At 68.2% G+C, this 22,141-nt stretch carries 19 protein-coding genes; 8 read left to right on the top strand and 11 right to left on the bottom strand.

Annotation, left to right across the window (positions count from 1 at the left end; all coding sequences use genetic code 11):
• Positions 1-10: 10 nt before the first annotated feature.
• Positions 11-1,093, bottom strand: coding sequence for a CPBP family intramembrane glutamic endopeptidase (locus tag EV640_RS03675; protein WP_051501278.1), 1,083 nt, complete (start codon positions 1,091-1,093; stop codon positions 11-13).
• A 33-nt stretch (positions 1,094-1,126) separates the two neighbouring features.
• Positions 1,127-2,071: an acyl-CoA thioesterase gene (locus tag EV640_RS03670; protein WP_161634824.1), complete on the bottom strand. Its 945-nt coding sequence runs from the start codon at positions 2,069-2,071 to the stop codon at positions 1,127-1,129.
• A gap of 87 nt (positions 2,072-2,158) precedes the next feature.
• Here EV640_RS03670 and EV640_RS03665 point away from each other — a divergent pair, with 87 nt between their 5' ends.
• On the top strand, positions 2,159-5,461 hold the full coding sequence (locus EV640_RS03665) for a beta-phosphoglucomutase family hydrolase (RefSeq protein WP_235181064.1): 3,303 nt from the start codon (positions 2,159-2,161) through the stop codon (positions 5,459-5,461).
• Between the two features lie 288 nt (positions 5,462-5,749).
• Positions 5,750-6,859: a MinD/ParA family ATP-binding protein gene (locus tag EV640_RS03660; RefSeq protein ID WP_243832217.1), complete on the top strand. Its 1,110-nt coding sequence runs from the start codon at positions 5,750-5,752 to the stop codon at positions 6,857-6,859.
• Positions 6,860-6,952: 93 nt separating this feature from the next.
• On the opposite strand, the gene madM is transcribed toward EV640_RS03660, so the two are convergent.
• From madM to EV640_RS03645, 3 genes are read right to left on the bottom strand one after another with little or no spacing between them, the layout of a single operon-like run.
• On the bottom strand, positions 6,953-7,714 hold the full coding sequence (gene madM / locus EV640_RS03655; protein WP_036476224.1) for a malonate transporter subunit MadM: 762 nt from the start codon (positions 7,712-7,714) through the stop codon (positions 6,953-6,955).
• A gap of 1 nt (position 7,715) precedes the next feature.
• Positions 7,716-8,117: a malonate transporter subunit MadL gene (gene madL / locus EV640_RS03650; protein WP_084479625.1), complete on the bottom strand. Its 402-nt coding sequence runs from the start codon at positions 8,115-8,117 to the stop codon at positions 7,716-7,718.
• A 42-nt stretch (positions 8,118-8,159) separates the two neighbouring features.
• Entirely contained in the window at positions 8,160-11,090 is a 2,931-nt protein-coding gene (locus EV640_RS03645; protein ID WP_084479626.1) for an AMP-binding protein, read from the bottom strand.
• 115 nt (positions 11,091-11,205) lie between these two features.
• Here EV640_RS03645 and EV640_RS03640 point away from each other — a divergent pair, with 115 nt between their 5' ends.
• Positions 11,206-11,898, top strand: coding sequence for a GntR family transcriptional regulator (locus EV640_RS03640; RefSeq protein WP_036476227.1), 693 nt, complete (start codon positions 11,206-11,208; stop codon positions 11,896-11,898).
• Positions 11,899-11,908: 10 nt separating this feature from the next.
• On the top strand, positions 11,909-12,760 hold the full coding sequence (locus tag EV640_RS03635) for an IclR family transcriptional regulator domain-containing protein (protein ID WP_051501280.1): 852 nt from the start codon (positions 11,909-11,911) through the stop codon (positions 12,758-12,760).
• Positions 12,761-12,803: 43 nt separating this feature from the next.
• On the opposite strand, the gene EV640_RS03630 is transcribed toward EV640_RS03635, so the two are convergent.
• The 4 genes from EV640_RS03630 to EV640_RS03615 are packed head-to-tail and all read right to left on the bottom strand — an operon-like array spanning position 12,804 to position 16,313.
• Positions 12,804-13,169 (bottom strand): hypothetical protein, encoded by a 366-nt coding sequence (locus EV640_RS03630; protein WP_036476229.1) that lies wholly within the window; start codon positions 13,167-13,169, stop codon positions 12,804-12,806.
• Positions 13,166-14,137: a DODA-type extradiol aromatic ring-opening family dioxygenase gene (locus EV640_RS03625; RefSeq protein WP_133725838.1), complete on the bottom strand. Its 972-nt coding sequence runs from the start codon at positions 14,135-14,137 to the stop codon at positions 13,166-13,168. Before EV640_RS03625 ends, EV640_RS03630 begins: the two co-directional genes overlap by 4 nt.
• A gap of 2 nt (positions 14,138-14,139) precedes the next feature.
• Positions 14,140-15,045 carry a citryl-CoA lyase gene (locus tag EV640_RS03620; RefSeq protein WP_084479628.1) on the bottom strand — a complete coding sequence of 302 codons (906 nt, stop codon included), beginning with the start codon at positions 15,043-15,045 and terminating at the stop codon, positions 14,140-14,142.
• Complete coding sequence (locus EV640_RS03615) at positions 15,042-16,313, bottom strand: CaiB/BaiF CoA transferase family protein (RefSeq protein WP_133725837.1); 1,272 nt, start codon at positions 16,311-16,313, stop codon at positions 15,042-15,044. Before EV640_RS03615 ends, EV640_RS03620 begins: the two co-directional genes overlap by 4 nt.
• A 253-nt stretch (positions 16,314-16,566) precedes the next feature.
• Between EV640_RS03615 and EV640_RS03610 the strand changes: the two genes are divergently transcribed.
• Positions 16,567-18,057 carry an amidohydrolase family protein gene (locus tag EV640_RS03610; protein WP_133725836.1) on the top strand — a complete coding sequence of 497 codons (1,491 nt, stop codon included), beginning with the start codon at positions 16,567-16,569 and terminating at the stop codon, positions 18,055-18,057.
• Positions 18,058-18,254: 197 nt separating this feature from the next.
• Here the strand turns inward: EV640_RS03610 and EV640_RS03605 are convergent, their stop codons facing one another.
• Entirely contained in the window at positions 18,255-18,776 is a 522-nt protein-coding gene (locus tag EV640_RS03605) for a DoxX family protein (protein WP_133725835.1), read from the bottom strand.
• Positions 18,777-19,181: 405 nt separating this feature from the next.
• Here EV640_RS03605 and EV640_RS03600 point away from each other — a divergent pair, with 405 nt between their 5' ends.
• The 3 genes from EV640_RS03600 to EV640_RS03590 all read left to right on the top strand — a co-directional run bounded on the left by EV640_RS03600 (position 19,182) and on the right by EV640_RS03590 (position 21,459).
• Positions 19,182-19,967, top strand: coding sequence for a hypothetical protein (locus tag EV640_RS03600; RefSeq protein ID WP_133725834.1), 786 nt, complete (start codon positions 19,182-19,184; stop codon positions 19,965-19,967).
• Positions 19,968-20,106: 139 nt separating this feature from the next.
• On the top strand, positions 20,107-20,463 hold the full coding sequence (locus EV640_RS03595) for a cory-CC-star protein (protein WP_341802702.1): 357 nt from the start codon (positions 20,107-20,109) through the stop codon (positions 20,461-20,463).
• A 15-nt stretch (positions 20,464-20,478) separates the two neighbouring features.
• Entirely contained in the window at positions 20,479-21,459 is a 981-nt protein-coding gene (locus EV640_RS03590) for an ArsA family ATPase (RefSeq protein WP_036475811.1), read from the top strand.
• 29 nt (positions 21,460-21,488) lie between these two features.
• Here the strand turns inward: EV640_RS03590 and EV640_RS03585 are convergent, their stop codons facing one another.
• Positions 21,489-22,136: an alpha/beta hydrolase gene (locus tag EV640_RS03585; protein WP_051501220.1), complete on the bottom strand. Its 648-nt coding sequence runs from the start codon at positions 22,134-22,136 to the stop codon at positions 21,489-21,491.
• Positions 22,137-22,141: the final 5 nt, after the last annotated feature.

Below are 22,141 nucleotides of genomic sequence, written 5' to 3'. Positions count from 1 at the left end.
TGCTGCTGGTTCACTTGCCGCCGGTCAGCGCCAGGGTGGTCTCGGTGAGCACGCGCAGCACCGCACCGGTGTGCGCAACCAGGCCACCGACGTCGTCGATGCCGCTGTCCTCGAGAAACTGCTCAAGTTGGGGCTGGACGAAGTAGGCCATCACCAGGGCCATGACGTTGTTGAAGGCATGCAGCAACCAGGCATAGATCAGCGAGCGCCCGGTGAGGATATAGGCCAGGGTGAACACCGAGCCCATCACCACATAGGGCACCACCGAGATCACCGTCAGATCCGTGGGAGCGCTGGGGTCGGCCAGCATCAGCACCAGGGCCGGGATGAAGTGCAGCAGCGGGAAGGTGATCACCGAGATGACGCCGCAGATCCAGATATTGATATACCGGGAGAGCTTGCCGATGAGCAGGTGGCGGAAGAAGTACTCCTCCACATAGGGGCCCAGCAGCCCCATCACCAACACCGCGGCCAGGAACGGCACGAAGGCCAGCATCGACTCGATCGCGAGCTGGTTCTCCGAGGTCTCCGGCTCCCCGCCCAGGCCCAGCACCAGCAGCGCGGTGAGGATCAGCGTGCCCACCCAGGCCACGGGCACCAACAGCAGCTTCAGCCACCACAGGTGACCGAAGGCGCGCACCGAGCGCCACAGGGCCTTCGCAGAGAGCGCGAGCGCGATGACCACCATCACGCCGTAGCCGATGACGTTGAGCAGGAACAGCGCCTGCTGCTCCTGCTGCTCGACCCCGGAGCCCAGCATCGTGGAGAACGGCGGGACCAGGGCCAGCAGGCTCACGCCGCCGACCAGCATCACGACCACATAGGCCAGCACCGCGATGAGATCGCCCCAGACGAACCGGCCGGGTTCCGAGTCGCGCTGCCGCTTGCGCGGCGGGAGCGAGGCTGGCGGCCAGCCGTGCTGGTCCGGCGGGCCGGGCTGCGGCGGGCCGGGCTGTGGCGGCTCGCCGTAGGGGTACGCGGGCTGGGCATGCTGCTGCGGGGGCTGGCCGTAGAGGCCGGCCCCCGGGCCATAGACATCGGGCGCCGGGTAGCGCGGATCGTGGCCATAGGGGTTCTGCGGAGGCTGAGTCATCGCGTACCAGCTTAGTTCCGTGAAGTGACGGGGTCAGTTCTGTGAGGTGATCGGGCTCGGCGTCAGCAGGGTGGCGTTGCGCAGGTCACGCAGCTTGCGCGCCTGAGCCGCCACCGCATGGTCCTCATCGGTGATCGGCTCCCAGGGTGCGATCGGCCGGGCGGAACCAGTGCCGTCCGGAGCGACCATCACCGGAAGCCCGTAGGCCACCACATCAGGGTGTTTCACCCGGCGGTCCCCGGCGCGGACCCGGACCAGCACGTGCATGGACTTGGAGCCGGTGAGCACCAGCCGGGCATCGACCTCCACCAGGTCCCCGACGGTCACCGGGCGGTAGAACCGGACCCCGCCGGTGAGCACCGCGGCGACCTCATGGCCGCTGTAGCGCTCGGCGCAGATCTCGGCGGTCTTATCGATCCACTTCATCACCGCGCCGCCACGGATCTTCCCGTCGGGGTAGCGCTCATCGGTGTCGGCCAGGAAGCGCAGGGTCAGCGCCTCGGAGCTGCCCATTCCCTCAGGCAGCGACCGGATGGTCTCCTCCATCTGCCGCCGGTAGACCATCCGCTGGGAGGCGTCGAGGTCTCTCCGTCGCTCCAGCTCGGTCTGCGGCTCGAACCCGGCGGCGGCGGCGGGCTCTCCGTCGTCGCCCACCGCCACGTAGATCATGAAGCACTCGGTGCAGACCACCCAGCCCTCCTCCTTACGGATCAGCACCCGGGTCTGGATGTGCACCGAGGTGCGCCCGGTGTGGACCACGCGGGCCTGCACCGTGACAGGTGTCTCACGTGGGACCGGCACGGTGAAGTGCATATTGCCCACATAGGAGGTCACGCAGTCGGTCCGGGTCCAGGATGCGGCGCAGGCGTAGGCGGTCTTGTCGATCCAGTCCACCACCGTGCCAGCGGCCACGAAGGAGTCCGGAGAGGAGCCCGCCACCTCTCGAAAAGTCAGTTCGATGCTGCTTCGCCGCGCCATGACCACGACGCTAGCACCCCCGCGCAGGAGACCTGTGCCATAGGTCGTAACCGGGCGGGTGTATATCGTTAACCCAAGAGACCTAAGATGGGGCACCGTATCCAGACGGAGCAGCACCCGTTCCTGGGCAGCCATCCGACCTTAGAACCATCTCCGCGTGAGGCCGATATGCACCCCTTTGAGAATCCGTTCCGACACAGCGCTGAAGCCAAGCGCCACGCGCTGCGTCATTTCCGCGCCGTGATCTTCGATATGGACGGGGTCGTCACCGACACCGCCGGGGTGCACACGCGCGCATGGAAGGAACTCTTCGACACCGCCCTGCCGGAGATCGTCGGCTCCCCGCAGCCGGAGTTCACCGAAGAGGACTACCTGAACTTCGTCGACGGCCGGCCCCGGGAGGACGGGGTGCGCTCGCTGCTGAAGGCGCGCGGCCTCGACGTGCCCGAGGGCAGGCCGGATGACGCCCCCAACTCGCTGACCGTCAACGGGCTCGCGGCGCGCAAGCAGGGCTATTTCGAGTCCGTGCTCGCCCGGGACGGCGTGGAGGTCTTCCACACCACCGTGGAGCTGATCGAACAGCTGCGCAAGGACGGAATCCCCACCGCACTGGTGACCTCCTCGCGCAACGGCCGCGAGGTGCTCACCATCGCGGGGCTGCTCGACGCGTTCACCGTGATCGTGGACGGCTCCGACGCGCTGGAGCTGGGCCTGCCCGGCAAGCCGAACCCGCATATGTTCCTCCACGCAGCCGAGCTGCTGCGCGTGGAGCCCCAGGACACGATCGTGATCGAGGATGCGGCCTCAGGGGTCCAGGCCGGACGCGCCGGAGACTTCGGGATGGTCGTGGGACTCAACCGCGGCCAGGACCCGGCCCGGCTGAAGGAGGCCGGCGCCGACGTCGTCGTCACCGATCTCGCCGTGATGAACCTCTCAACCCGCACCACCCGCCCCTATCACTCGGACTGGGTGCTCTCCTACGACGGCTTCGATCCGAAGCTGGAGCCCACCCGCGAGGTGCTGATGGCGATGGCCAACGGCTACTGGGGCACCCGCGGGCACTACCCGGGCACCGCGGCCGATGCCACGCACTATCCGGGCAGCTACATCGCCGGGGTGTTCAACCGGCTCAAGACCGACCTGATGGGCAAGACCGTCGAGACCGAGCACATGGTCAACGTGCCGGACTGGACCTTCCTGCAGGTGACCCCGGATGCCGGCACCCCGCTGCTGCCGGGCTCGCCCGAGCTGATCCACTACCACCAGGAACTCGACATGCGCCGCGGCGTGGTCACCCGGATCGCCCGCTATCAGGACCTCCATGGGCGCCGGACCAAGGTCACCATGCGCCAGTTCCAGTCCCTGGCCGGGGTGCAGATCGCGGCGCTGGAGATGAAGATCGAGGCCGAGAACTGGTCCGGCAACGTCAATGTGCGCTCGATGATCGACGGGCGGGTGGCCAACCGCAACGTCGACGCCGACCGCGAGCTCGCCGGCAACCACCTGGACCCGGTGCAGTCCCGCGAGGTCGACGGCGAGACGGTGCTGCTGGAGACCCAGACCAACCAGTCCGAGGTGCGCATCGCCCTGGCGACCCGCACCTCGGTGACCACCTCCGGAACCAGCAACCCGATGCGGCGCGCCATCCACGAGGGTGAACTGGTCGCCGGCCACGACATCTCGCTGGCGCTGGAATCCGGGAAGCCGGTGATCCTGGAGAAGATCGCTGCGGTCTCGAACTCCCACGACCAGGCCATCTCCACGGTCTGGCACAACGCGGTCAAGAAGGTCCAGCGGGCCTCCAGCTTCCGCACCATGCTCACCTACCACGAGGAGATGTGGGGCGTGCTCTGGCACCGCTTCGCGGTCTCCATCGGGGAGAACGCCTCCCGCCAGCAGATGGCGCTGAACCTGCACACCTTCCACGTGCTGCAGACCGCGTTCGGCGCCCGCCATGACCTGGACGCGACGCTTCCGGCGCGCGGACTCACCGGAGAGGGCTACCGGGGGCATCTCTTCTGGGACGAGATGTTCATGTACCCGATGCTCACGCTGCGCCGTCCCGAGCTGACCCGCGGGCTGCTGCTCTACCGCTACCGGCGACTCAGCGAGGCCCGCTCGATGGCCCGCAGCGAGGGCTACGACGGCGCGATGTTCCCCTGGCAGGCCGGCTCCGACGGCCGCGAAGAGACCCCCACCGAGCTGTGGAACCCACGCTCCGGGATGTGGATGCCGGACAACTCCCACCGCCAGCGCCACGTCTCGCTGGCCATCGCGTACTCGGTGCTGCAGTACTTCGAGACCACGCAGGACTACACCTTCCTGGCCGACTATGGGGCCGAGATCCTGGTGGAGATCTCCCGGTTCTTCGTCTCGATGACGACCTACGACGCCGAGGCCGACCGGTTCAGCATCGACGGCGTGATGGGCCCGGACGAGTACCACGACGGCACCGCCGAGGCGCCCGGCACGGGTCTGCGCGACAACGCGTACACCAACGTGCTGACCTCCTGGATGCTGCGCCACACCTCCCGGCTGGTGCGCGACCTCGACGGCCGCGATGACCCGCTCTCGGAATGGCTCGACATCTTCGAAGACGAGCTGGACCACTGGGAGCACATCGCCAAGCGGCTGCACGTGCCCTTCCATGAGGACAACGTGATCAGCCAGTTCGAGGGCTACGAGGCGCTGGAGGAGTTCGACTGGGAGGGCTACCGCGCGAAGTACGGCAACATCGGCCGGCTCGACCTGATCCTGCAGGCCGAGGGCGACTCGACCAACCGGTACAAGCTCTCCAAGCAGGCCGACGTGCTGATGCTGTGCTACATCTTCTCCGCCGATGAGCTCGTGGAGACCCTGGATCATATGGGCTACACGCTCTCCATGGAGGACTTCGGCCGCACGGTCGAGTATTACCTGGCCCGGTCCTCCCACGGCTCCACGCTCTCCCGGCTGGTCCACGGCTGGGTGGCGGCCCGGTTCGACCGTTCCGGCTCCTGGAACCTGTTCAAGGAGGCACTGGAGGCTGACCTCGCGGACACCCAGGGCGGGACCACCCGCGAGGGAGTGCACCTGGGCGCGATGGCCGGCACCGTGGACATGGTGCTGCGCTGCTACGGCGGCGTGGAGACCCGCTCCGATGCACTCTGGCTGCACCCGCTGCTGCCCGACGAGCTGCCCTCGCTGACCTTCCGGATGCGCTACCGCAACCAGCCCATCGTGGTCTCGATCAACCACGACGAGGTGGAGCTCAAGCTCTCCGAGGGTTCGGCGGAGCCGATCGACGTCAACGTCGAGGGCACCCCGAAGACCATGGCCCCGGGCGAGACCTGGACGGTGAAGCTGGCGCACTCCGCGCGAGTCCACCAGCGCCAGCCCGCCGAGGTCTGAGCCGAGGCGGCCCGCCCGGCTTCTCCGGGTGGGCTGCCGGGCCGCAGGACTGCAGGACCGCAGGACCGCAGGACCATGTTGAGCGCCTGTTGAACGGGCGGGAACTCCTTGTCGTACCCCTTTCGCAGACCAGGGATTCCCGTAAGGTGTGGACAGGGTCTACTACGTTTGTGCAGCTGTTCGAACTCTGTCTCCGCCCGATTCCACACCACGTGCAGAAACATGCTTCAGCAGGATGCACGGACCGGGAATCCTCAGGTGTCACACCATTGAGCGGGAGGGTTCCCCATGTCACAGAGTCCAGCCGAGCGCCACCGCGCAGCCGCCGTCGCCCCGACGCCGGGGCGCGCAGAACCTACAGGCGTGGTCGATGACCGCGATGCCGGCGATGGCGCCGAGCTGCCGCCGGAGGGGATCTCCCCCGCACCGCTGGACGGTGAGGCCAGGGACCTCCCGACCCGGGCCGAACGCCGGCGTCTCGCCGAAGCAGGCCGGCCCTTCATCTCGGTGGCGCCGGAGAAGCCGCAGGGCGGTCTGCGCCGATTCCTCTATACCGCGAGCGGCGGGGTGATCAACATCGGCCCCAGCCAGAAGGAGCTCCAGGAGCAGGAGCTGATCGAACGGATCGCCCGCCCGCTGCAGGGCAGCCACAACACCGCGGTGCTCTCGCTCAAGGGCGGCATCGGGAAGACCTCCACCACGGTGGGGATCGGCATGGCGCTGGCCCGGCACCGTGGTGACATTCCCTGCGCGATCGACGCCAACCCGGATTCCGGGGACCTGGTGGAGCGGGCCCTGGGCGAGCGGGCCACCCAGGCGCACCAGCCGCCGAGCATCACCGATCTGCTCGAGAGGCTCGATCAGGTCGACTCGTTAACCGCGCTGCAGGGCTATCTGCAGCAGGCCGGACGGCTGCACGTGCTCGCCGGAGAGCAGGATCCGGCCCTCTCGGACAGCCTGACGGCCGAGGAGTGGCGCCGGATCCACGCGGAGTTCGCCAAGTACTACCCGGTGATCGTCACCGACTGTGGCACCGGGGTCACCCACAACGCCATGAAGGGGATCCTGCACACCGCAGACAACATCGTGATCGCCGCCGGCTTCGCGATCTCCGGTGCCCAACGTGCACTCCAGACACTGAACTGGTTGGCCAACCACGGCTACGAGCGCCTGGCCCGGGAATCCATCGTGGTGATCACCGATAAGGAGCGCGTCTCGGACCGGGTGGACAAGGAGGCCATCCAGGAGAGCCTGCGCGGCTCCTGCGGCAGGCTGGTGGTGGTGCCCTTCGACCGGGCTGTGGTGGACGGGGACCGGATCAACCTGGACATGCTCCAGGAGGAGACCCGCCGGGCGTATATGACCATCGCGGCGGCCATGGTGGACGGGTACCGATAGGTCAGCGGTGCACGCTGCGCCCGAGGCCTGCGGCCGCCCACCTCTGCTGAGGTGAACGGCCGGCGGCGTCGTGTTCTTCGAGGCTCCGGCGGATCAGCCGAAGAGCCCGACCAGTGCGAAGTAGAAGATCGAGGGGCCCAGCAGGCAGCCGAGTCCGGTGTAGAAGGTCGCGGTCATCGCCCCGTAGGGGACCAGGCGCTTGTCCGTGGCGGCGAGTCCACCGGCCACCCCTGAGGTGGTGCCCATCAGTCCGCCATAGGCCATGGCCGACTTGGGGTTGTTCAGCCCGATGAATGGGGCGATCATCGGGGTGCCCACCATGACCACCACCGCCTTGATCAGGCCGGCGGCCACCGAGAGCGCGATCACCTCGGAGCTGGCGCCCACCGCGGTGCCGGTGACCGGTCCCACGATGTAGGTCGCGGCACCGGAGCCGATGGTCGCCATCGATTCCGGGTCGGTGTAGCCGAAGGCGGCTGCGACGGCGGCCCCGACGACGAAGGAGACCACGATGCCGGCCAGCAGTGCCAACACCCCGGCGGCGCCGGCCTTCTTGATCTCTTGGAGGTCCACGCCGTAGGCGGTGGCCACGATGGCGAAGTCGCGCAGCATCGCGCCGCCCATCAGGCCCAGGCCGCTGAAGATGGCGATATCGGCCATGCCGGCCTCGCCGCCGGTGTTGATGCCGCCGAAGTAGGCCAGCACCAGACCGAGCATGATCGCGATGGCGGAGCCCTGCAGGCGTCCTCGGGTCAGCGTCTTGGAGAGCCAGCCCGAGATCATCATCAGCGCCCCGACCACCACGAAGGCGAAGAGCAGGCCGTTGCGTTCGAGCACATCAGCAATGATGTCCATCTCAGGCCTCCGCCTTCTCTGCCTCGGTCATCGCGGGCAGCGGTTCAGACTGTCCTCCGATGCGTGAGATCACCGGCACCAGGGCGGCGCCCGCGGCGAGCGCACCCAGACCGGCGATCGCGGCCATCGGCCCGCCGCCGATCGCTTCGGCGACGTTCTGCGTGGCCGCCATGGCGATCACGATCGGGATGTACAGGGCGGACCAGAACAGCACTCCCTGTTCGGTGGGCTTGGGGAACAAGCCTCGCTTGCGCAGCCGGTCGGTGGCCACGACCAGCAGGATCATGGCGAAGCCGACCCCGCCGACATTGGCATCGACGCCTCCGGCGACCCCGAGGACATCACCGATCAGCATTCCCACGAGCATGCACAGCGCCAGCGCTGCGACTCCATAGAGAACCATCGTCTACTCCTGACTTGCGGTTGAGGTGTCTTGAGCGAGCATTCAGCTGCTGAAGAGTTCTGTGTACTGCTTGCGCAGCTCGGCCTTCTGCACCTTGCCCATCACGTTGCGCGGCAGCGCATCGACGAAGCGGACGGCGCGGGGCTGCTTGAAACGGGCCAGGTCACCGGCGAGCGCCTGCAGGATCGAGGTCTCGTCCGGGACGCCCTCGCCTGCGGGGACCACCACGGCGACCAGTCCTTCGCCCAGATCCGGGTGCGGCACCCCGATCACTGCCGACTCGGTGACCCCGGGGTGGTCATCGATGAGCCCCTCGACCTCTTTGGGGTAGATGTTGAAGCCTCCAGAGATCACCAGGTCCTTGTCACGGCCCACGATGCTCAGGTAGCCCTGCTCATCGATCACCCCGAGGTCCCCGGTGACGAAGAACCCGTCCTCGCGGAACTCCTCGGCGGTCTTCTCCGGCATGTTCCAGTACCCGGCGAACACGTTGCCGCCGCGAACCTCGATGATGCCGACCTCGTTCTGGGGCAGCGTCGCCTGGGTCTCCCGGTCCACGATCCGCACCTCGACGCCGGGCAGCGGATGCCCCACGGTGCCAGGCCGGCGCGGGCCGCCGCGGTAGGGATTCGAGGTGTTCATCCCGGTCTCGGTCATCCCATAGCGCTCCAGGATGGCGTGCCCGGTGCGTGCCTCGAAGGCCTCGTGGTCGCTGGCCAGCAGCGGGGCCGAGCCGGAGACGAAGAGCCGGATCCCGGTGCAGGCCTCGGCGCTGAGCCGCTCTGTGCTCAGCAGCCGGGTGTAGAAGGTGGGCACGCCCATCAGCACGGTGGCTTCGGGCATCGCGTCGAGCACCGCGTCGGGGTCGAACTTGGGCAGCCAGATCATCGAGGCGCCGGAGACCAGGGTCATGTTGACCGCCACGAACAGTCCGTGGATGTGGAAGATCGGCAGCGCGTGGATCAGCACGTCCTCGGACGTGTACTCCCAGGACTGGATCAGCGAGGCGCAGTTCGCCGCGAGGTTGCCCTGGGTCAGCACGGCACCCTTGGAGCGCCCGGTGGTCCCGGAGGTGTAGAGGATCGCGCCGGGATCTGACGCGCGCAGCACGGCGATCTCGGTGTGCTCCTGCTCGGCGGCGAGCAGCGTGCCCTCCCCTGCCGTACCGAGGGTCTCCACGACGATCCCGTCCTTGCCGCGCGCCACGTGCTCCGCGGCCTTGCTCGGGTCACAGACCAGCACCCGCGGGGCGGCGTCGGCCATGAAGTAGTCCATCTCGGCGCCGGTGTAGGCGGTGTTCAGCGGCAGGTAGACCCCACCGACCTGCAGGGTCGCCAGGTAGAGCGCGATGGCCTCCGGGGACTTCTCCACCTGGGCGGCCACCCGGTCACCCGGGAGCACGCCGTCGCCGATCAGCTTCGCGGCGATCCGCCGCGAGGTGTGGAGCACCTGCGCGTAGGTGAGGGTGCGCCCGTCGGAAAGGTGGAACAGCGGCTTCTCCGGGTGCGTCTGTGCCTGCTGGATGAAGCCCTGGTAGATGCCGTCGACGTGGTTGTCCACTGGTGAGGTTCCCTTCTCGCTGCGGATGTCTGCTGTGCTGTGCATGTCTTCGGTGCTGAGGATGTCTTCTGTCCTGTCTGGAAGCAGGCCCGTGACCTGGTCCCCTACAGCGATGGTTCCGTGTCGGACGTAGTTCTCGTGGCGCCGCTCCACCAGGGACGGGTCATAGCGGTAGGTGATCATCGCCCCGTAGGACTGGTCCCACATGTAGTCCGCGCTGCTGGCCGGCCAGTGCAGCTGCCAGGCGGTGGCACCGTTGCCCAGGTGGAAGCGGGCCACCGGGTCCAGCGGCTGCCCGTCCGACCGGCGTTCGAGAGCGATGTAGCGGGCGAGTGCGGCGCGGAGCCGGCCCTGCAGCAACTGCGCCCCGGGCTGCCCTGTGTCTTCGGATCCCGCGAGGTCTGCGGGCCCGTGGAGCTCGGAGAGGTCCACGTGCAGCGCGGTGAGCTCCGGGGAGCTCGCGGTGCGGGCCTGCTCGCGCAGCCAGCCCCGAAACCCAGGGATCGGGGAGAGCGTGACGAAGTGTTCAAGATGCGGCAGCTCTGTGGAGACCTGGTCGATGACCTGCTTGATCAGCAGGCTGCCGAAGGAGATCCCGGCCAGGCCGTCTAAGGAGTTGTTGATCGAATACAGCACCGCAGTGTCAGCCTTGGCCGGGGCGAGCGCCTCGGTCGGGCTCAGCAGCGGCTCCACGGCCCCGGGGATCCCCCTGACCAGCGCCACTTCGACGAAGATCAGCGGGAGGTCCCCGGTGGCGGGGTGGAAGAACGCGTAGCAGGTCCGGTCCTTCGGCCGGAGCCGGCGCTTGAGATCATTCAGGTCCCGCATCGGGTGGACCTTCTCGTAGCGCAGGAGGTGGTTCTTCATCTCCCGGGGCGCATCCCAGCCGAGCTGTTCCATGCGCAGGAATCCGCGGTTGAACCAGGAGCTCAACAGGTGCCGGAAGTCGCGGTCCAGCGGCGCCAGATCGGCGCGGCCGCGCAGGATCCGGCGCAGATCAGCGCGCATGTTGACCAGGTGCAGCGTGCCGTCCGGGGCATGGTTGAGCCGGCGCAGCAGTGCCTGGCGCCGAGGCTCGCTGGCCTCGAAGAGGTCCGCCAGATCGGCCTGGGCCTCGCTGGAGTCCCACGTCGCGTAGGCGCGGCGCAGCGCCTCCGGTTCCACGGAGTAGGCCTGAAGCAGGTGCGTGAAGAACTCGGTCCGGGCGTCGTCGTCGAGCTCCCGGTACGTGGCCAGAGCCCGCTCCGCCACGGCCCGCATGGACGCCTCCCCCAGGTCCCCCATCAGCACGGCGCAGGCTGCGGTGAGCTGATCAAGCGGCGCCTGGGCCGCGGTTCCGACCCCGGACTCGGACTTGTGCCCGCCGAGGCCGCGCAGCAGATCGGCCAGGAGCCAGCCTTGAGTGGTCGCCATGGTTCCTCCCTACGTGTATATCAGTGGCTGTGATGTATATAACAGGAACTATAGGGTATTAACGTGATCCAGGCCACACCTTGCTGCTGGCGATATGCTCGTCACAGGAGGTGCCATGGTCAGAGTCCCGGAATCCCAGCGCGTGCGCGATGCGCTGGAGAACGCCATCGTCGATGGGCAGTACGGCCCCGGCGAGCGGCTGGACCCTGCCAAGCTGCAGCAGGAGTTCGGCTGCTCGCGCACCCCGGTGCGCGAGGCGCTGCAGGCCCTGGAACGTTCCGGGCTGGTGCGCATCCGCCCCAAACAGGGCACCTATGTCACCGAGCTGAGCCTGCCCGAGCTGGCCGAGCGCTTCGAGCTGATGGCCGAGCTTGAGGGCATGGCGGCGCGCCTGGCCTCACGGCGCATCGAGCGTGAGCCTCTGGCCGAACTCGGCAGGGCGCTGAAGGAATGTGAGCGGTTCGAGGCCCTGGGCGACGCGGACGGCTACTACTACGCCAACGCCTGGTTCCACGGGATCATCTACGACTCCTGCGGCAACGGGTACCTGCGCCAGCAGGCCCACCACCTGCGCCGCGTGCTGCAGCCCTATCGACGGCTCCAGCTCCGGGCCCCCGACCGGATGCGCAGGTCCCTGGCCGAGCACCTCGCGATCGTGAATGCGATCAGCACCGGTGACGGCGAGACCGCGGAGAACACCGCCCGGGACCATGTCCTGGTGCAGGTCAAGGAGTTCAGTCAGCTCGTGCGGACCTGGACCCGACTGCGCGAAGCCCGTGCCGACCAGCACCAGACCCAGCTCCACTGAAAGGAACCAGATGTCACCGGAGCGAAGTCCCGAGTTCATCGAAGCCATCTCCCGCGGGCTGTCCGTCATCAGGGCGTTCACCCCGGAATATCCCGCGGGCCTGACCCTGAGCCAGGTGGCCAAGGCCACCGATCTGGCACGTCCGACGGCGCGGCGAATCCTGATGACGCTTCAAGAGTTGGACTACGTGCGCTCCGATGACGGGCTCTTCTCACTCACCCCCCGCGTGATGGAACTGGGCATGGCCTATGTGAGCTCGCTGGGGCTCTGGGATGTGGCGAGGCCGCACCTGGAATCGCTGGTCACCCACACGCATGAATCGGCCTCGATGTCCCAGCTGGACGGACCCGACATCGTCTATGTGGCCCGAGTCGCGGTGCCCAAGCTGATCGGCCTTCGGGTGGACATCGGCACCCGTTTCCCGGCGCCGCCGACCTCCCAGGGCAAGGTGCTGCTGGCCGACATGGAGCGCCGGGAGATCCTGGAACGGCTCTCCGACCCGTCACGCTCCTCGGTGGTTCCGGTGGTGCAGTGGGACCAGAAGTCCTTCCTCGAGGAGCTCGACCGGGTGCAGCGGCAGGGCTATGCTCTGGCCGACGAGGAGCTGGCGCGCGGCATCCGTTCCATCGCGGTGCCGGTTCGGGATGGCCGCGGAAGGGTGCTGGCCTCGATGAACACCACGGTCCACGCGGCCGAGACCAGCGTGGAGACGCTGCTGAGCAAGCACCTGCCCCCGCTGCGCGAGGCCGCCGCGGCGGTCACCGCGGACTGGACCCGCTGGCAGTCGCTGCCCCGCCACACTCGCGAGCGCGACGCCGCCAACCTCGGGCGCCTCCCGCTGCTGGCCTCACCGCAGGAGTGAGCCGCACCCGATCTTCGGGGCTGAACAGCTCATCGCCGGCGGCTCACATCGCCACCGAGGGGTAGTCCCGCCCGGTCCAGTGGCCCAGCTTCTGCGCCATCTCCGTCTGGAACGCCAGCGGCCCCTTCGCGGCGGCGTACTCCTCGTCGAAGAGCGCGATGAAAAGGGTCAGGTTCAGGAAGAAGTGGGCGCCGTGCTCGAAGAGCCACACGTAGTCGTGGGTGCAGAGCGCCTCGCGCTCCTCTTGCGTGAACTCCAGCCAGCTGGTCTGCTCGACCGGATTCAGCCAGCTCCCGATCTCCTTCTCCCAGCGGGCCACGGTGGCCCGGGGATCCTCGCGATAACTGGCCACCCATTCAGGGTCCCGATCGATGGTGAAGAGAAACTTGTTGACGTAGTACTTGCTCATGCCTGCTCCTGATTCACGCGGAACTTCTCCCAGGCCGGATCGGTGGCGTAGATCGGACCGGTGCTGGCCTGGGCGGTCGCGGCAGCCCGGGCGGCCGCGTCGAGCTGATCCTGGGTCTTGTTCGGGTACCAGGTCATGTACATCTCCCGGGTGTGGAACAGATCCAGGTGATCGACGTAGTCGGCGTGGACCCCGGGGCCGGCGACGCCCATCATCAGCAGCAGGTCCATGAATCCGTGGGTGGCGTTGCCGGCCCCGGCCATCGACTCGTGGGTGACATTGGCCAGGATCGCGTCGATGTTGCCGGTGGAGAGCCATTTGATCGCATCGGCGTCGAAGAGCGGATCCGGCCCGTGCTCGCCGAACTGGCGGGGTCCGCCGAGCTCCAGAGAGAGGTGCCCGGTGCCGATGGCGGCGACCTTCTTGTCGCTGGGGAAGCTGTCGATGATCTCCCGGATGGCCCGCCCCACCTGGTAGAACCGGCGCGGCGAGGGCAGCGGGGGCACGAAGATGTTCGTGTAGATCGGCACGATCGGCAGGTCCGCCTCGGGGCGGACCGTGATGATCGGGCAGATGATGGAGTGATCGATCTTCAGCTCGTGACTGACCGAGAAGTCGAAGTCCTTGCCCAGCAGCTCCTGGTGCATATAGCGGGAGAGCTCGATGTCTCCGGCGAGGGTGTACTTCGGGATCCCGAACTCGCGCTCCTCGTTGTAGAAGGTCGCGTCGCATCTCTCCTGCTTGCCGATCAGGAACTGCGGATAGTTGTCCAGCCAGAGCTGGTGGAAGTGATCCGCCCCGACCATCACCAAGATGTCGGGTTCCGCGGCGGTGAGCGTCTCGCGGTAGGCCTCGACCTTGCGCTGCCAGTCCGCGGCATAGGGCGGTCGCTGATCTTCCGGGGAGGTGGTGGCCTTGTAGTAGAACGGGTGGTGGGTGCTCGCGAGCACCGCGGTCAGCTCTGCCATGCTCAGTTCTCCTTCGACTCACCGAAATGACCGGAATGACCGGAGTGATCAGCTTCAGCGGACCCTTCGGCGTCCTCATGGGTGTCCTCGTGGGTGTCGTCGCCGGTCAGCGGGACAAACCTGGCGTTCCGGTCCACATGCATATAGATGTCGTTGGCGATCGGATTCCGCCGCTCCTCCGCGATCTGCCCCAGCAGCCCGGCGGTGCGGGCGAGCAGTGCGAAGCCGCGCAGGAAGTCCACCGGAAGCCCGAGGTCAGCCAGGGCTGCCCCGCAGACCCCGGCGCCGTTGAGCGGAAGCTTCTTGCCCAGCACCTCTTCGCTGACCCGGCCCATGGCCTCGAACAGGCGCAGGTGCTCCCCGCGGGTCCCGCCCTCCTCGGCGATCTGGATCAGCCGCGGGGTGCGCGGGTCCCCCTGCTTGTGCACCGGGTGGCCCAGGCCGGGAACGATCTGCTCGGCGGCCCGTGCCCGGGTGATCGCCTCCCGCGCCAGGGCGTCATAGTCCGCCTCGGTGCTGCGCTCGCCGTCGTCGGCCTCGAGCACCTGGTGCAGGAACTTGCCGGTGTCCTCGGTGACCCCGAGGAAGCGGGAGCCGCCGCCCAGCAGTCCGGCGGCGATGGCGCCCTGGATGGACTCCGGGGCCGAGAGGTAGGTCAGCCGAGCGGCGATCGCGGTGGGGGTGAAGCCGTGATCGGCCAGCGCGACCAGCACCGCCTCGAAGGTCCGCAGCTCACCGGGGGTGGGCCGGCGGGTGGCGGTCATCCAGAAGGCCAGCTCGGCGAACCCGACCTTGCCCATCAGATCCTCTGAGAGGGACTGGCCCATCAGGCTGATCTCCTCGGTGGTGGAGGTTCCCAGTGCGGTGGGGTAGCTCGGCGTCTGATACTGATGCTCTTCGGCGCTCATCGTGGCGTCCTCTCCTCGGTCTTCAGCCAGGCCTTGATCTCCTCGGTGTGCTCCCCCAGCTCCGGCGGGGCCAGGTCATAGCGCGGGTTCATGGTGTTGAAGCTCAGCGGGTGCCGGACGCCGGGGACGGCGCTGTCTCCCGTGCCGACCTGCACCACCGGCCGCAGGCCCAGCGCCTCGGCGTACTCGACCCCCTGCTTGATGGTGTTGATCGGCCCGCAGGGCACCCCGACGTCGTTGAGCTTCTCGAAGAGCTCCTGGGCGGTGTGCTTGGCCAGCTCTGCCTGCAGGATCGGGCGCAGCTCGTCACGGCGGTCGGTGCGGTCTCCGACCTCGGCGAAGCGCTCGTCCTGGGCGATCTCGGGGATCCCCAGCACCATGCAGAGCCTGCTGAACTGGGTGTTGTTGCCGGCGGCGATGATCACGTCATCGTCGGCGGTGGGCATGGCCTCATAGGGGTAGAGCGAGGGGTGGGCGTTGCCCATCCGCATCGGGGTGGTGCCGCCGCCCACATAGGCGTGGGTCTGGTTCACCAGCCCGGACATGGCCGAGGCCATCAGGGACGCCTCGACGTGGGCGCCGTCGCCGGTGCGGTCGCGCTGGCGCAGCGCGGCGAGGATGCCGATGGTCGAATGCAGCCCGGCCATCACATCGAACACGCTGATCCCGGCGCGGTAGGGCGGGCCGTCCGGGGAACCGGTGAGGCTCATCAGCCCCGACATCGCTTGGACGATCAGGTCATAGCCGGGGTACTTCGCCCCTTCGCCCTCGGTGCCGAAGCCGGTGATCGAGGAGTAGATGACGTGGGGGTTGGCCTTCGCCACCGAGTCGTAGTCCAGGCCGAACTTCTCAAGGCCGCCGGGCTTGAAGTTCTCGATCACGACGTCGGCGCGCTGCGCCAGCGCCTGGGCGGCGGCGAGGTCATCGGCGTCCTTGAAGTCCAACACGATCGACTTCTTATTGCGGTTGATCGAGGCGTAGTAGGTGGAGACCCCGTCCGGACGGCGGGGCGGGACCCAGGTCCGGGTGTCGTCTCCGCCGGTGCCCTCGACCTTGATCACCTCGGCGCCGAGGTCCGCGAGCAGCATGGTGGCGTAGGGACCGGCGAGCACCCGGGAGAAGTCCGCGATCAGGATGCCCTCCAGCGGCAGGCTCCCGCCTGGCTTCTCGGGCTGTGCCCCGTGCGGGGCCTGATGGGCCTGCGCGGCAGCATCGCCTCCGGGCCGCGCACCCCCGGCGCTGGTCTCATCTGGATGGTGCTGGTTCATCTCGGAGTCCTCTTTCTGCAAGTCCCACACAGGCCCTGTCACGCCCGGATGCGTCGTCATACGGACACTCGTCCGCTTATCCCGTGACCAGTTTCACACCGCCTGCGCATGGCCGTCAACCCCAGGCTCACCTGATCAAGGGTCCCCGGAATGGATTCCTGAGATCGACCTCGCGAGGTAAACGGACCCTTGTCCACTGTGCGAACGACAGCTATCGTGAGCACCATCACAGAGATCTTCAACGGAGGCTGATATGAGTTCTGAAGCCGCATCCAACGGCACCGGCGCGCCCGTCCTGTTCAAGAACGGGATCGTGCTGACCATGGACAAGCAGCACAGCGTCTTGACCAGGGGCGACGTCCTGGTCCTGGGTGACACCATCGCGGCCATCGGCCCGGATCTCGAGGCGCCCGAGCATGCCCAGGTGATCGATGCCGAGGGTGGAATGATCACCCCCGGCTTCATCGACACGCACCGGCACATGTGGCAGACCGCCATGCGGGGCTACGGTGCCGACTGGACGCTAACCCAGTACTTCGTCTGGAACTACCTCGAACACGGCAAGAAGTTCCGCCCCGAGGACATCTACGCCGGAAACCTGCTCTCCGCGGTGGAGGCCATCGACTCCGGAGTCACCACCTCAGTGGACTGGTCCCACGGCCTCTCCACCGTGGATCACGCCGATGCGGCCGTGGACGCGCTCCAAGAGGTCGCCGGCCGCTTCGTCTTCGCCTACGGCAACATCCACGCCGGGCCCTGGGAATGGTCCGCCTCGCGTGAGTTCCGCGACTTCGTGGACCGCCGGATCCCGCGCTCGGGCGGCCAACTGGGTGATGACATGCTCGGCTTCCAGATGGCCTTCGACGTCACCGGTGACCCGGAGTTCCCGGAACAGAAGGCCTTCGAGGTCGCCCGAGACCTGGGCGTGGGCGCCACCACCCACGCCGGGGTCTGGGGCGCGACCAACGACGACGGCATCCGGCTCATGCACGAGCATGGGTTCATGAACGAGAAGACCGTCTACGTCCACGCCGCGACGCTGAACCAGGACTCCTATCAGCGCATCGCCGCCACCGGAGGTTCGGCCTCGGTCTCGGCGGAGTCCGAGTCCAGCTGCGGGCAGGGCTATCCCTCGTCCTGGCAGCTGCGCAAGCACGGAATCCCGGTCTCACTCTCGGTGGACACCTCGGTCTGGTGGAGCGCAGATCCGTTCGCAGCGATGCGCTCCACGCTCAGCTCGGACCGGGCGCGGGAGCACTTCGAGCATCACGCCACCGGAGAGACCTGCACCAACCTGGGCCTGCGCGCCGACCAGGTGGTCGGCTGGGCCACCCATGGCGGCGCTGAGGCGCTCGGGATGGAGAAGTCCATCGGCTCCCTGGAGGTCGGCAAGAAGGCCGACATCGTGCTGATCAAGAACGACGACTCCCCGGCGATGTTCCCGATCCTGAACCCGCACGGCCACGTGGTCTTCCAGGCCCAGCGCGGGGATGTGCACACCGTGATGGTCAACGGCCGGATCGTGAAGCATCAGCACAAGCTTGTTGATGTGGATCTGGCCAAGGTGCGCCGCACCGTGGAGGCGACGGTGGAGCACATCGCCTCGGAGCTGGGACAGGCCGAGTGGGAGGCCGGCATGAGCCCCGACGTCCCGGAGACCAAGATCCTGGACAACCCGTACACCTATACCGAGTACCGCACCGAGAAGACCCATACCGCGCAGGGGCGGGGTCCCGACGCCTGAGCGGCTGAACGCCTGCACGTGATTTCTCGCACCGATCTGCGTGCACGGAAGCTGGGGCTGCGCTCGAGGGGAGCGCAGCCCCAGTGCGCGCCCCGGGGTTCAGCGGCTGGGGAACGCGGCGGCTGGGACTCAGCGGGCGGCTGGGGAACGCGGCGGCTGGGACTCAGCGGGCGGCTGGGGAACGCGGCGGCTGGGACTCAGCGGGCGGCTGCGGCGCGCCGGACGACCAGCGCGAACGGCACGGCGGCCACCAGCGCCGCCAGCAGGATCAGCGCCCCCACCCAGGTGGCGGGCTCATGGACCACCGTGCTCCAGGCCTCCCCCGAGACCTGTGCGTCCAGCGAGTACGCGCCGGCCCCGGTGAAACCCAGCACCGCGGCAGCCGCGGCCAGCACGTAGGGGTACTCTCCGCCGCCGGCGATGTTCCAGAACTTCCCGGAGTTCAGCTGCATCGTCACTCCGGCCACCACCATGGTCCCGGCCGCCAGCAGGGCTCCGACCGGAGTGAGCAGGCCCAGCAGGAGCGCGGTCGCGGCAAGGAGCTCGGAGACCCCTGCTGCCAGGACCATCGCGCGCCCCGGATGCAGGCCCAGGGACGCGAAGATCTCACCCTGGCGGGCCAGGCCGTTGCCACCGAACCATCCGCCGAGCTTCTGGCTGGCGTGGGTGAACAGGATCAGCGCCAGCACCAGGCGCAGCAGCAGCAGACCGATGTCCATGATCGCCTTTCATTCTGCGGACGGCTGTCCGTTTACACTCAGTGTCGTCCGGCTCTGCCCGGCAGTCAAGGGCTCCAGCGCGATCGAACGGCTGGGTCGGGAACCGCCCAGGAATCGAAAGCCACCAGCGACGTCGGTGTTGCTTCGACAGAACCTGCATCTGCGACAGGCGTGAGCGAAGCTGCTCTCTGCACCTCACTCCGGACACCGGACTGATCCCGTGGAAGCCGTCACGGGGAGACGATGCCTCCGAGGCGCCGCCGCTGATGGACCGGGACCTTCCAGGTCGATCATCGGAGCCTTGCCGCCCTGTCCCCGACGCTCTACCCTGAACGCAGGCGCAGCGGGGAAGACCGCCTGAATTCATGCTTCCGCGGCTTCTCCCCCCACGTCCGAGGAGTTCATATGAGAGACCTCGTTCCCAGCCTCCCCGTTCGGGTGCGGGCAGCTGCTTCAGGAGATTCCTCACGTCAGATCCTCACCTGCGCGGCGGCTGCCGCCCAGGTGTTGCTCCCCACCTTCTACGGTCCACGGTTCCGGGGTGAGGACGCTCCGCCCAACGTGATCCAACCCGCCAGCTACACGTTCGCCGTCTGGTTCCCCATCTTTGCCTCCTCCATCGCCTACGCGGTCCATCAGGCGCGCGGCCCCGCCCGCACCCAGGAGATCTGGCGTGCGGCGGGATGGCCTCTCGCCGGGGCGTTCGCCGCCACTGGCATCTGGGCGCCGCTCGTGCGCTCCGGACGGTTCTGGAGCGCTCAGGGAGCGCTGGCCGCGATCGCCGTGCTGGCCGAGAGTGGACGCCGGCAGATTGCCCGGGCGGAGCGGAGCGGCGTGTTGAGCACCGCCGAGGTGGCCGCGGCCGCCCCGGCGGCGGGGATGCTGGCGGCCTGGGGACAGGCGGCCTGCGGGGTGAACCTGGCCGCCATGCTCGTGGCCAAGGATGTTGTTCCCGCCGGGCCGAAAGCGGCCACGGCGGGTGCGGCCCTGCTCGCGGGGCTCGGCGCGCTGGGCTCCCGGGTCGCATCGGGGCCGGAACGGGCCAGTGTCTCCTCCCGCGTCTACGCCGGAACGCTCCTCTGGGCATTCGCCGGCGTCGTCATCGGGCAACGTCGACGCTCACCGTCTGCGGCCGCCACGGCAGCCGGGGCCGCCGTCACCATGGTGGTCGTCGCGGCACGTCACCGGTGACACCAACGGTGACACCAACGATGACACCACCGGTGACATCACCGGGGCGATGATGCCGATCCTCCGCGCCCTGCGCTGCACATAGAGCGCCAGGCGCTTCCGCGACGCACACGCCGCCTCGGCTCTGGCGTAGCATGAGGTGCCTCACACCGGCAGGCCAGATCACTCAGGGGAGGCGGACACCGTCGCAAGCTCAGCGGGGAATGACCCCCCATCCCGTCACCCCGGCGCTGCCGAGCCGGCAGGCCTGTGGAAGCGGTTCAACGCCGGACTCCACGAGTTCTACGTCGCCCCGTACCGGCGGGTCTTCGCCCGCGCCAAGCGCGACGAGGAAGACCTGTTCATGATGCTGGTGCTCTCCGAGGCGCTGGGCCTGCCGAACCCGGCCTCCGGGATGACCCTGGAGCTGCTGCCGGAGATGTTGGACCGGATGCATGAATGGCACACCCGTCAGGGGCTGGAGCGCTCCCCGATGGACGGACTCGGCTGCTGCTGAAAGGACTCGGTACCGATGCTGCTGGACCTGATTGAACGACGCCGGGTGCTGTTCCTCGGCGGCAAGGGCGGGGTGGGCAAGACGGCCACCGCCTCGGCCGTGGCGCTGCACCAGGCGGCCGCCGGCCGACGGGTGCTGCTGGTCTCCACCGACCCCGCGCACAACCTGGGCCACCTGTGGGACCAGACCGTGGGCGATGACCCGGTGGAGCTCTACCGCAGCGAGGACTCCGGTGGAGTGCTGCGCGGGATCGAGATCGACCCGCAGCGCACCATCGATGAACATCTCGCCGAGGTCGGAGCCAACCTGCGGGACTTCATGCCCGAGCACCTCCACCCCCAGGTCGCCGCGCACCTGAAGCTCTCCGCCCAGTCACCGGGCACCCATGAGTCAGCCATCCTGGAACGGATCGCGGTGCTGATCGAATACGGCCTGGACTCCCACGACCTGATCGTGTTCGACACCGCTCCTTCCGGGCACACCGCCCGGCTGATGGCGCTGCCGGAGATCATGTCCACCTGGATGTCGGGGCTGCTGACCCGACGCAGCAAGGCCGAGCGCTTCGGTGCCGCAGTGCGGGTCCTCGACGGCGAGGACGACCCCGCCAAGACCTCTCCGAGCAATCGCGACCAGCGGATCCGTCAGGTGCTGACCCGGCGGAAGGCACGGTTCGAGATGATGCGCGAAGTCCTCTCGGACCCGAAGACCTGCAGCTTCGTGATCGTCCTGACCCCCGAGCGGCTGCCGGTCCTGGAATCGGTGGCGCTCTGCGCCCAGCTGCGCGAGGCCGGCGTGGAGGTCGGCGGGCTGGTGGTCAATCGGCTCTCCCCCACCGATGCCGGGGAGTACCTGGCGCAGCGCCGAGCCCAGGAGCAGCGACACCTCGATTCGCTGTCCGAGCTGATGCCCGGGGTGCCGGTGGACAGGCTGCCGCTGCTCACCGGGGACCTGGTGGGCCCGGCGGCGATCCAGCGGTTGGCGAACGAGCTGCGCTGAGCCCGCGGACGCACCAGGCACCGGCCGGCTCAGGCCCGGGCGTGCCGGTTGAGGTACTCGCGGATCCGGGCGGCGCCGTCCTCGGTGATGTGGTGCTCTTCGTCGCGGTAGACGCTCAGCGTGGTCACCCCGGCCAGACCCTCGAACGCCGCGGCGGTGTCCTTGACCCGGTGCAGCGGCACCCAGGGATCCTCGTCGGCGCTGAACAGCTCCACCGCGAGTCCGCTCAGGCCAGGGTCGGGCGCCGCGGCGAAGCTGCGCGCCCGGGGCCCCAGATAGCCGCCGGTGTGCAGCAGGGCGCCGTCGACCCGCGGTTGTGAGACCAGCAGATGTTCGGCCAACAGGCACGCACCCTGGGAGAAGCCGAAGACGATCACCGGGGCCCCTCCGGCGTCGCGCGTCTGGAGCAGATGCGAGAGCTGATCCTGGATCACCCCCAGCGCCTGGTCCAGCTGCGGCTGGTTGGACTCGAGCGGCTCCATGAACTTCCCCGGATACCAGGAGTGATCCGCCGCGGTGGGCAGCCACCAGCAGACCCCTTCCAGCTCCAGGCGTGCGGCGAGGTCGATGAAGAACTGTGGGCTCTGGGTGCGACCGTGGACCCCGTACACCACGATTCGGGCGTCCTCGGCGGCGACGCCGTGGTGCACGAGAGCAAGCTGGTCATGGCTGGGCACGGCGG

Origin of the sequence: Nesterenkonia aurantiaca, assembly GCF_004364585.1 — a bacterium.
Taxonomy (GTDB): Bacteria; Actinomycetota; Actinomycetes; order Actinomycetales; family Micrococcaceae; genus Nesterenkonia; species Nesterenkonia aurantiaca.
The sequence above is the reverse complement of the archived record's forward strand: the minus strand, read 5'-3'. Positions and strand labels throughout refer to the sequence as shown.

Coding starts and splice junctions, on each gene's coding strand:
- EV640_RS03600 (WP_133725834.1), top strand. CDS start 19,182: ATGAGAGACCTCGTTCCCAGCCTCCCCGTTCGGGTGCGGGCAGCTGCT.
- madM (WP_036476224.1), bottom strand. CDS start 7,714: ATGGACATCATTGCTGATGTGCTCGAACGCAACGGCCTGCTCTTCGCC.
- EV640_RS03610 (WP_133725836.1), top strand. CDS start 16,567: ATGAGTTCTGAAGCCGCATCCAACGGCACCGGCGCGCCCGTCCTGTTC.
- EV640_RS03635 (WP_051501280.1), top strand. CDS start 11,909: ATGTCACCGGAGCGAAGTCCCGAGTTCATCGAAGCCATCTCCCGCGGG.
- EV640_RS03640 (WP_036476227.1), top strand. CDS start 11,206: ATGGTCAGAGTCCCGGAATCCCAGCGCGTGCGCGATGCGCTGGAGAAC.
- EV640_RS03615 (WP_133725837.1), bottom strand. CDS start 16,313: ATGAACCAGCACCATCCAGATGAGACCAGCGCCGGGGGTGCGCGGCCC.
- madL (WP_084479625.1), bottom strand. CDS start 8,117: ATGGTTCTCTATGGAGTCGCAGCGCTGGCGCTGTGCATGCTCGTGGGA.
- EV640_RS03590 (WP_036475811.1), top strand. CDS start 20,479: ATGCTGCTGGACCTGATTGAACGACGCCGGGTGCTGTTCCTCGGCGGC.
- EV640_RS03605 (WP_133725835.1), bottom strand. CDS start 18,776: ATGGACATCGGTCTGCTGCTGCTGCGCCTGGTGCTGGCGCTGATCCTG.
- EV640_RS03660 (WP_243832217.1), top strand. CDS start 5,750: ATGTCACAGAGTCCAGCCGAGCGCCACCGCGCAGCCGCCGTCGCCCCG.
- EV640_RS03625 (WP_133725838.1), bottom strand. CDS start 14,137: ATGGCAGAGCTGACCGCGGTGCTCGCGAGCACCCACCACCCGTTCTAC.
- EV640_RS03645 (WP_084479626.1), bottom strand. CDS start 11,090: ATGGCGACCACTCAAGGCTGGCTCCTGGCCGATCTGCTGCGCGGCCTC.
- EV640_RS03630 (WP_036476229.1), bottom strand. CDS start 13,169: ATGAGCAAGTACTACGTCAACAAGTTTCTCTTCACCATCGATCGGGAC.
- EV640_RS03620 (WP_084479628.1), bottom strand. CDS start 15,045: ATGAGCGCCGAAGAGCATCAGTATCAGACGCCGAGCTACCCCACCGCA.
- EV640_RS03670 (WP_161634824.1), bottom strand. CDS start 2,071: ATGGCGCGGCGAAGCAGCATCGAACTGACTTTTCGAGAGGTGGCGGGC.
- EV640_RS03665 (WP_235181064.1), top strand. CDS start 2,159: ATGGGGCACCGTATCCAGACGGAGCAGCACCCGTTCCTGGGCAGCCAT.
- EV640_RS03675 (WP_051501278.1), bottom strand. CDS start 1,093: ATGACTCAGCCTCCGCAGAACCCCTATGGCCACGATCCGCGCTACCCG.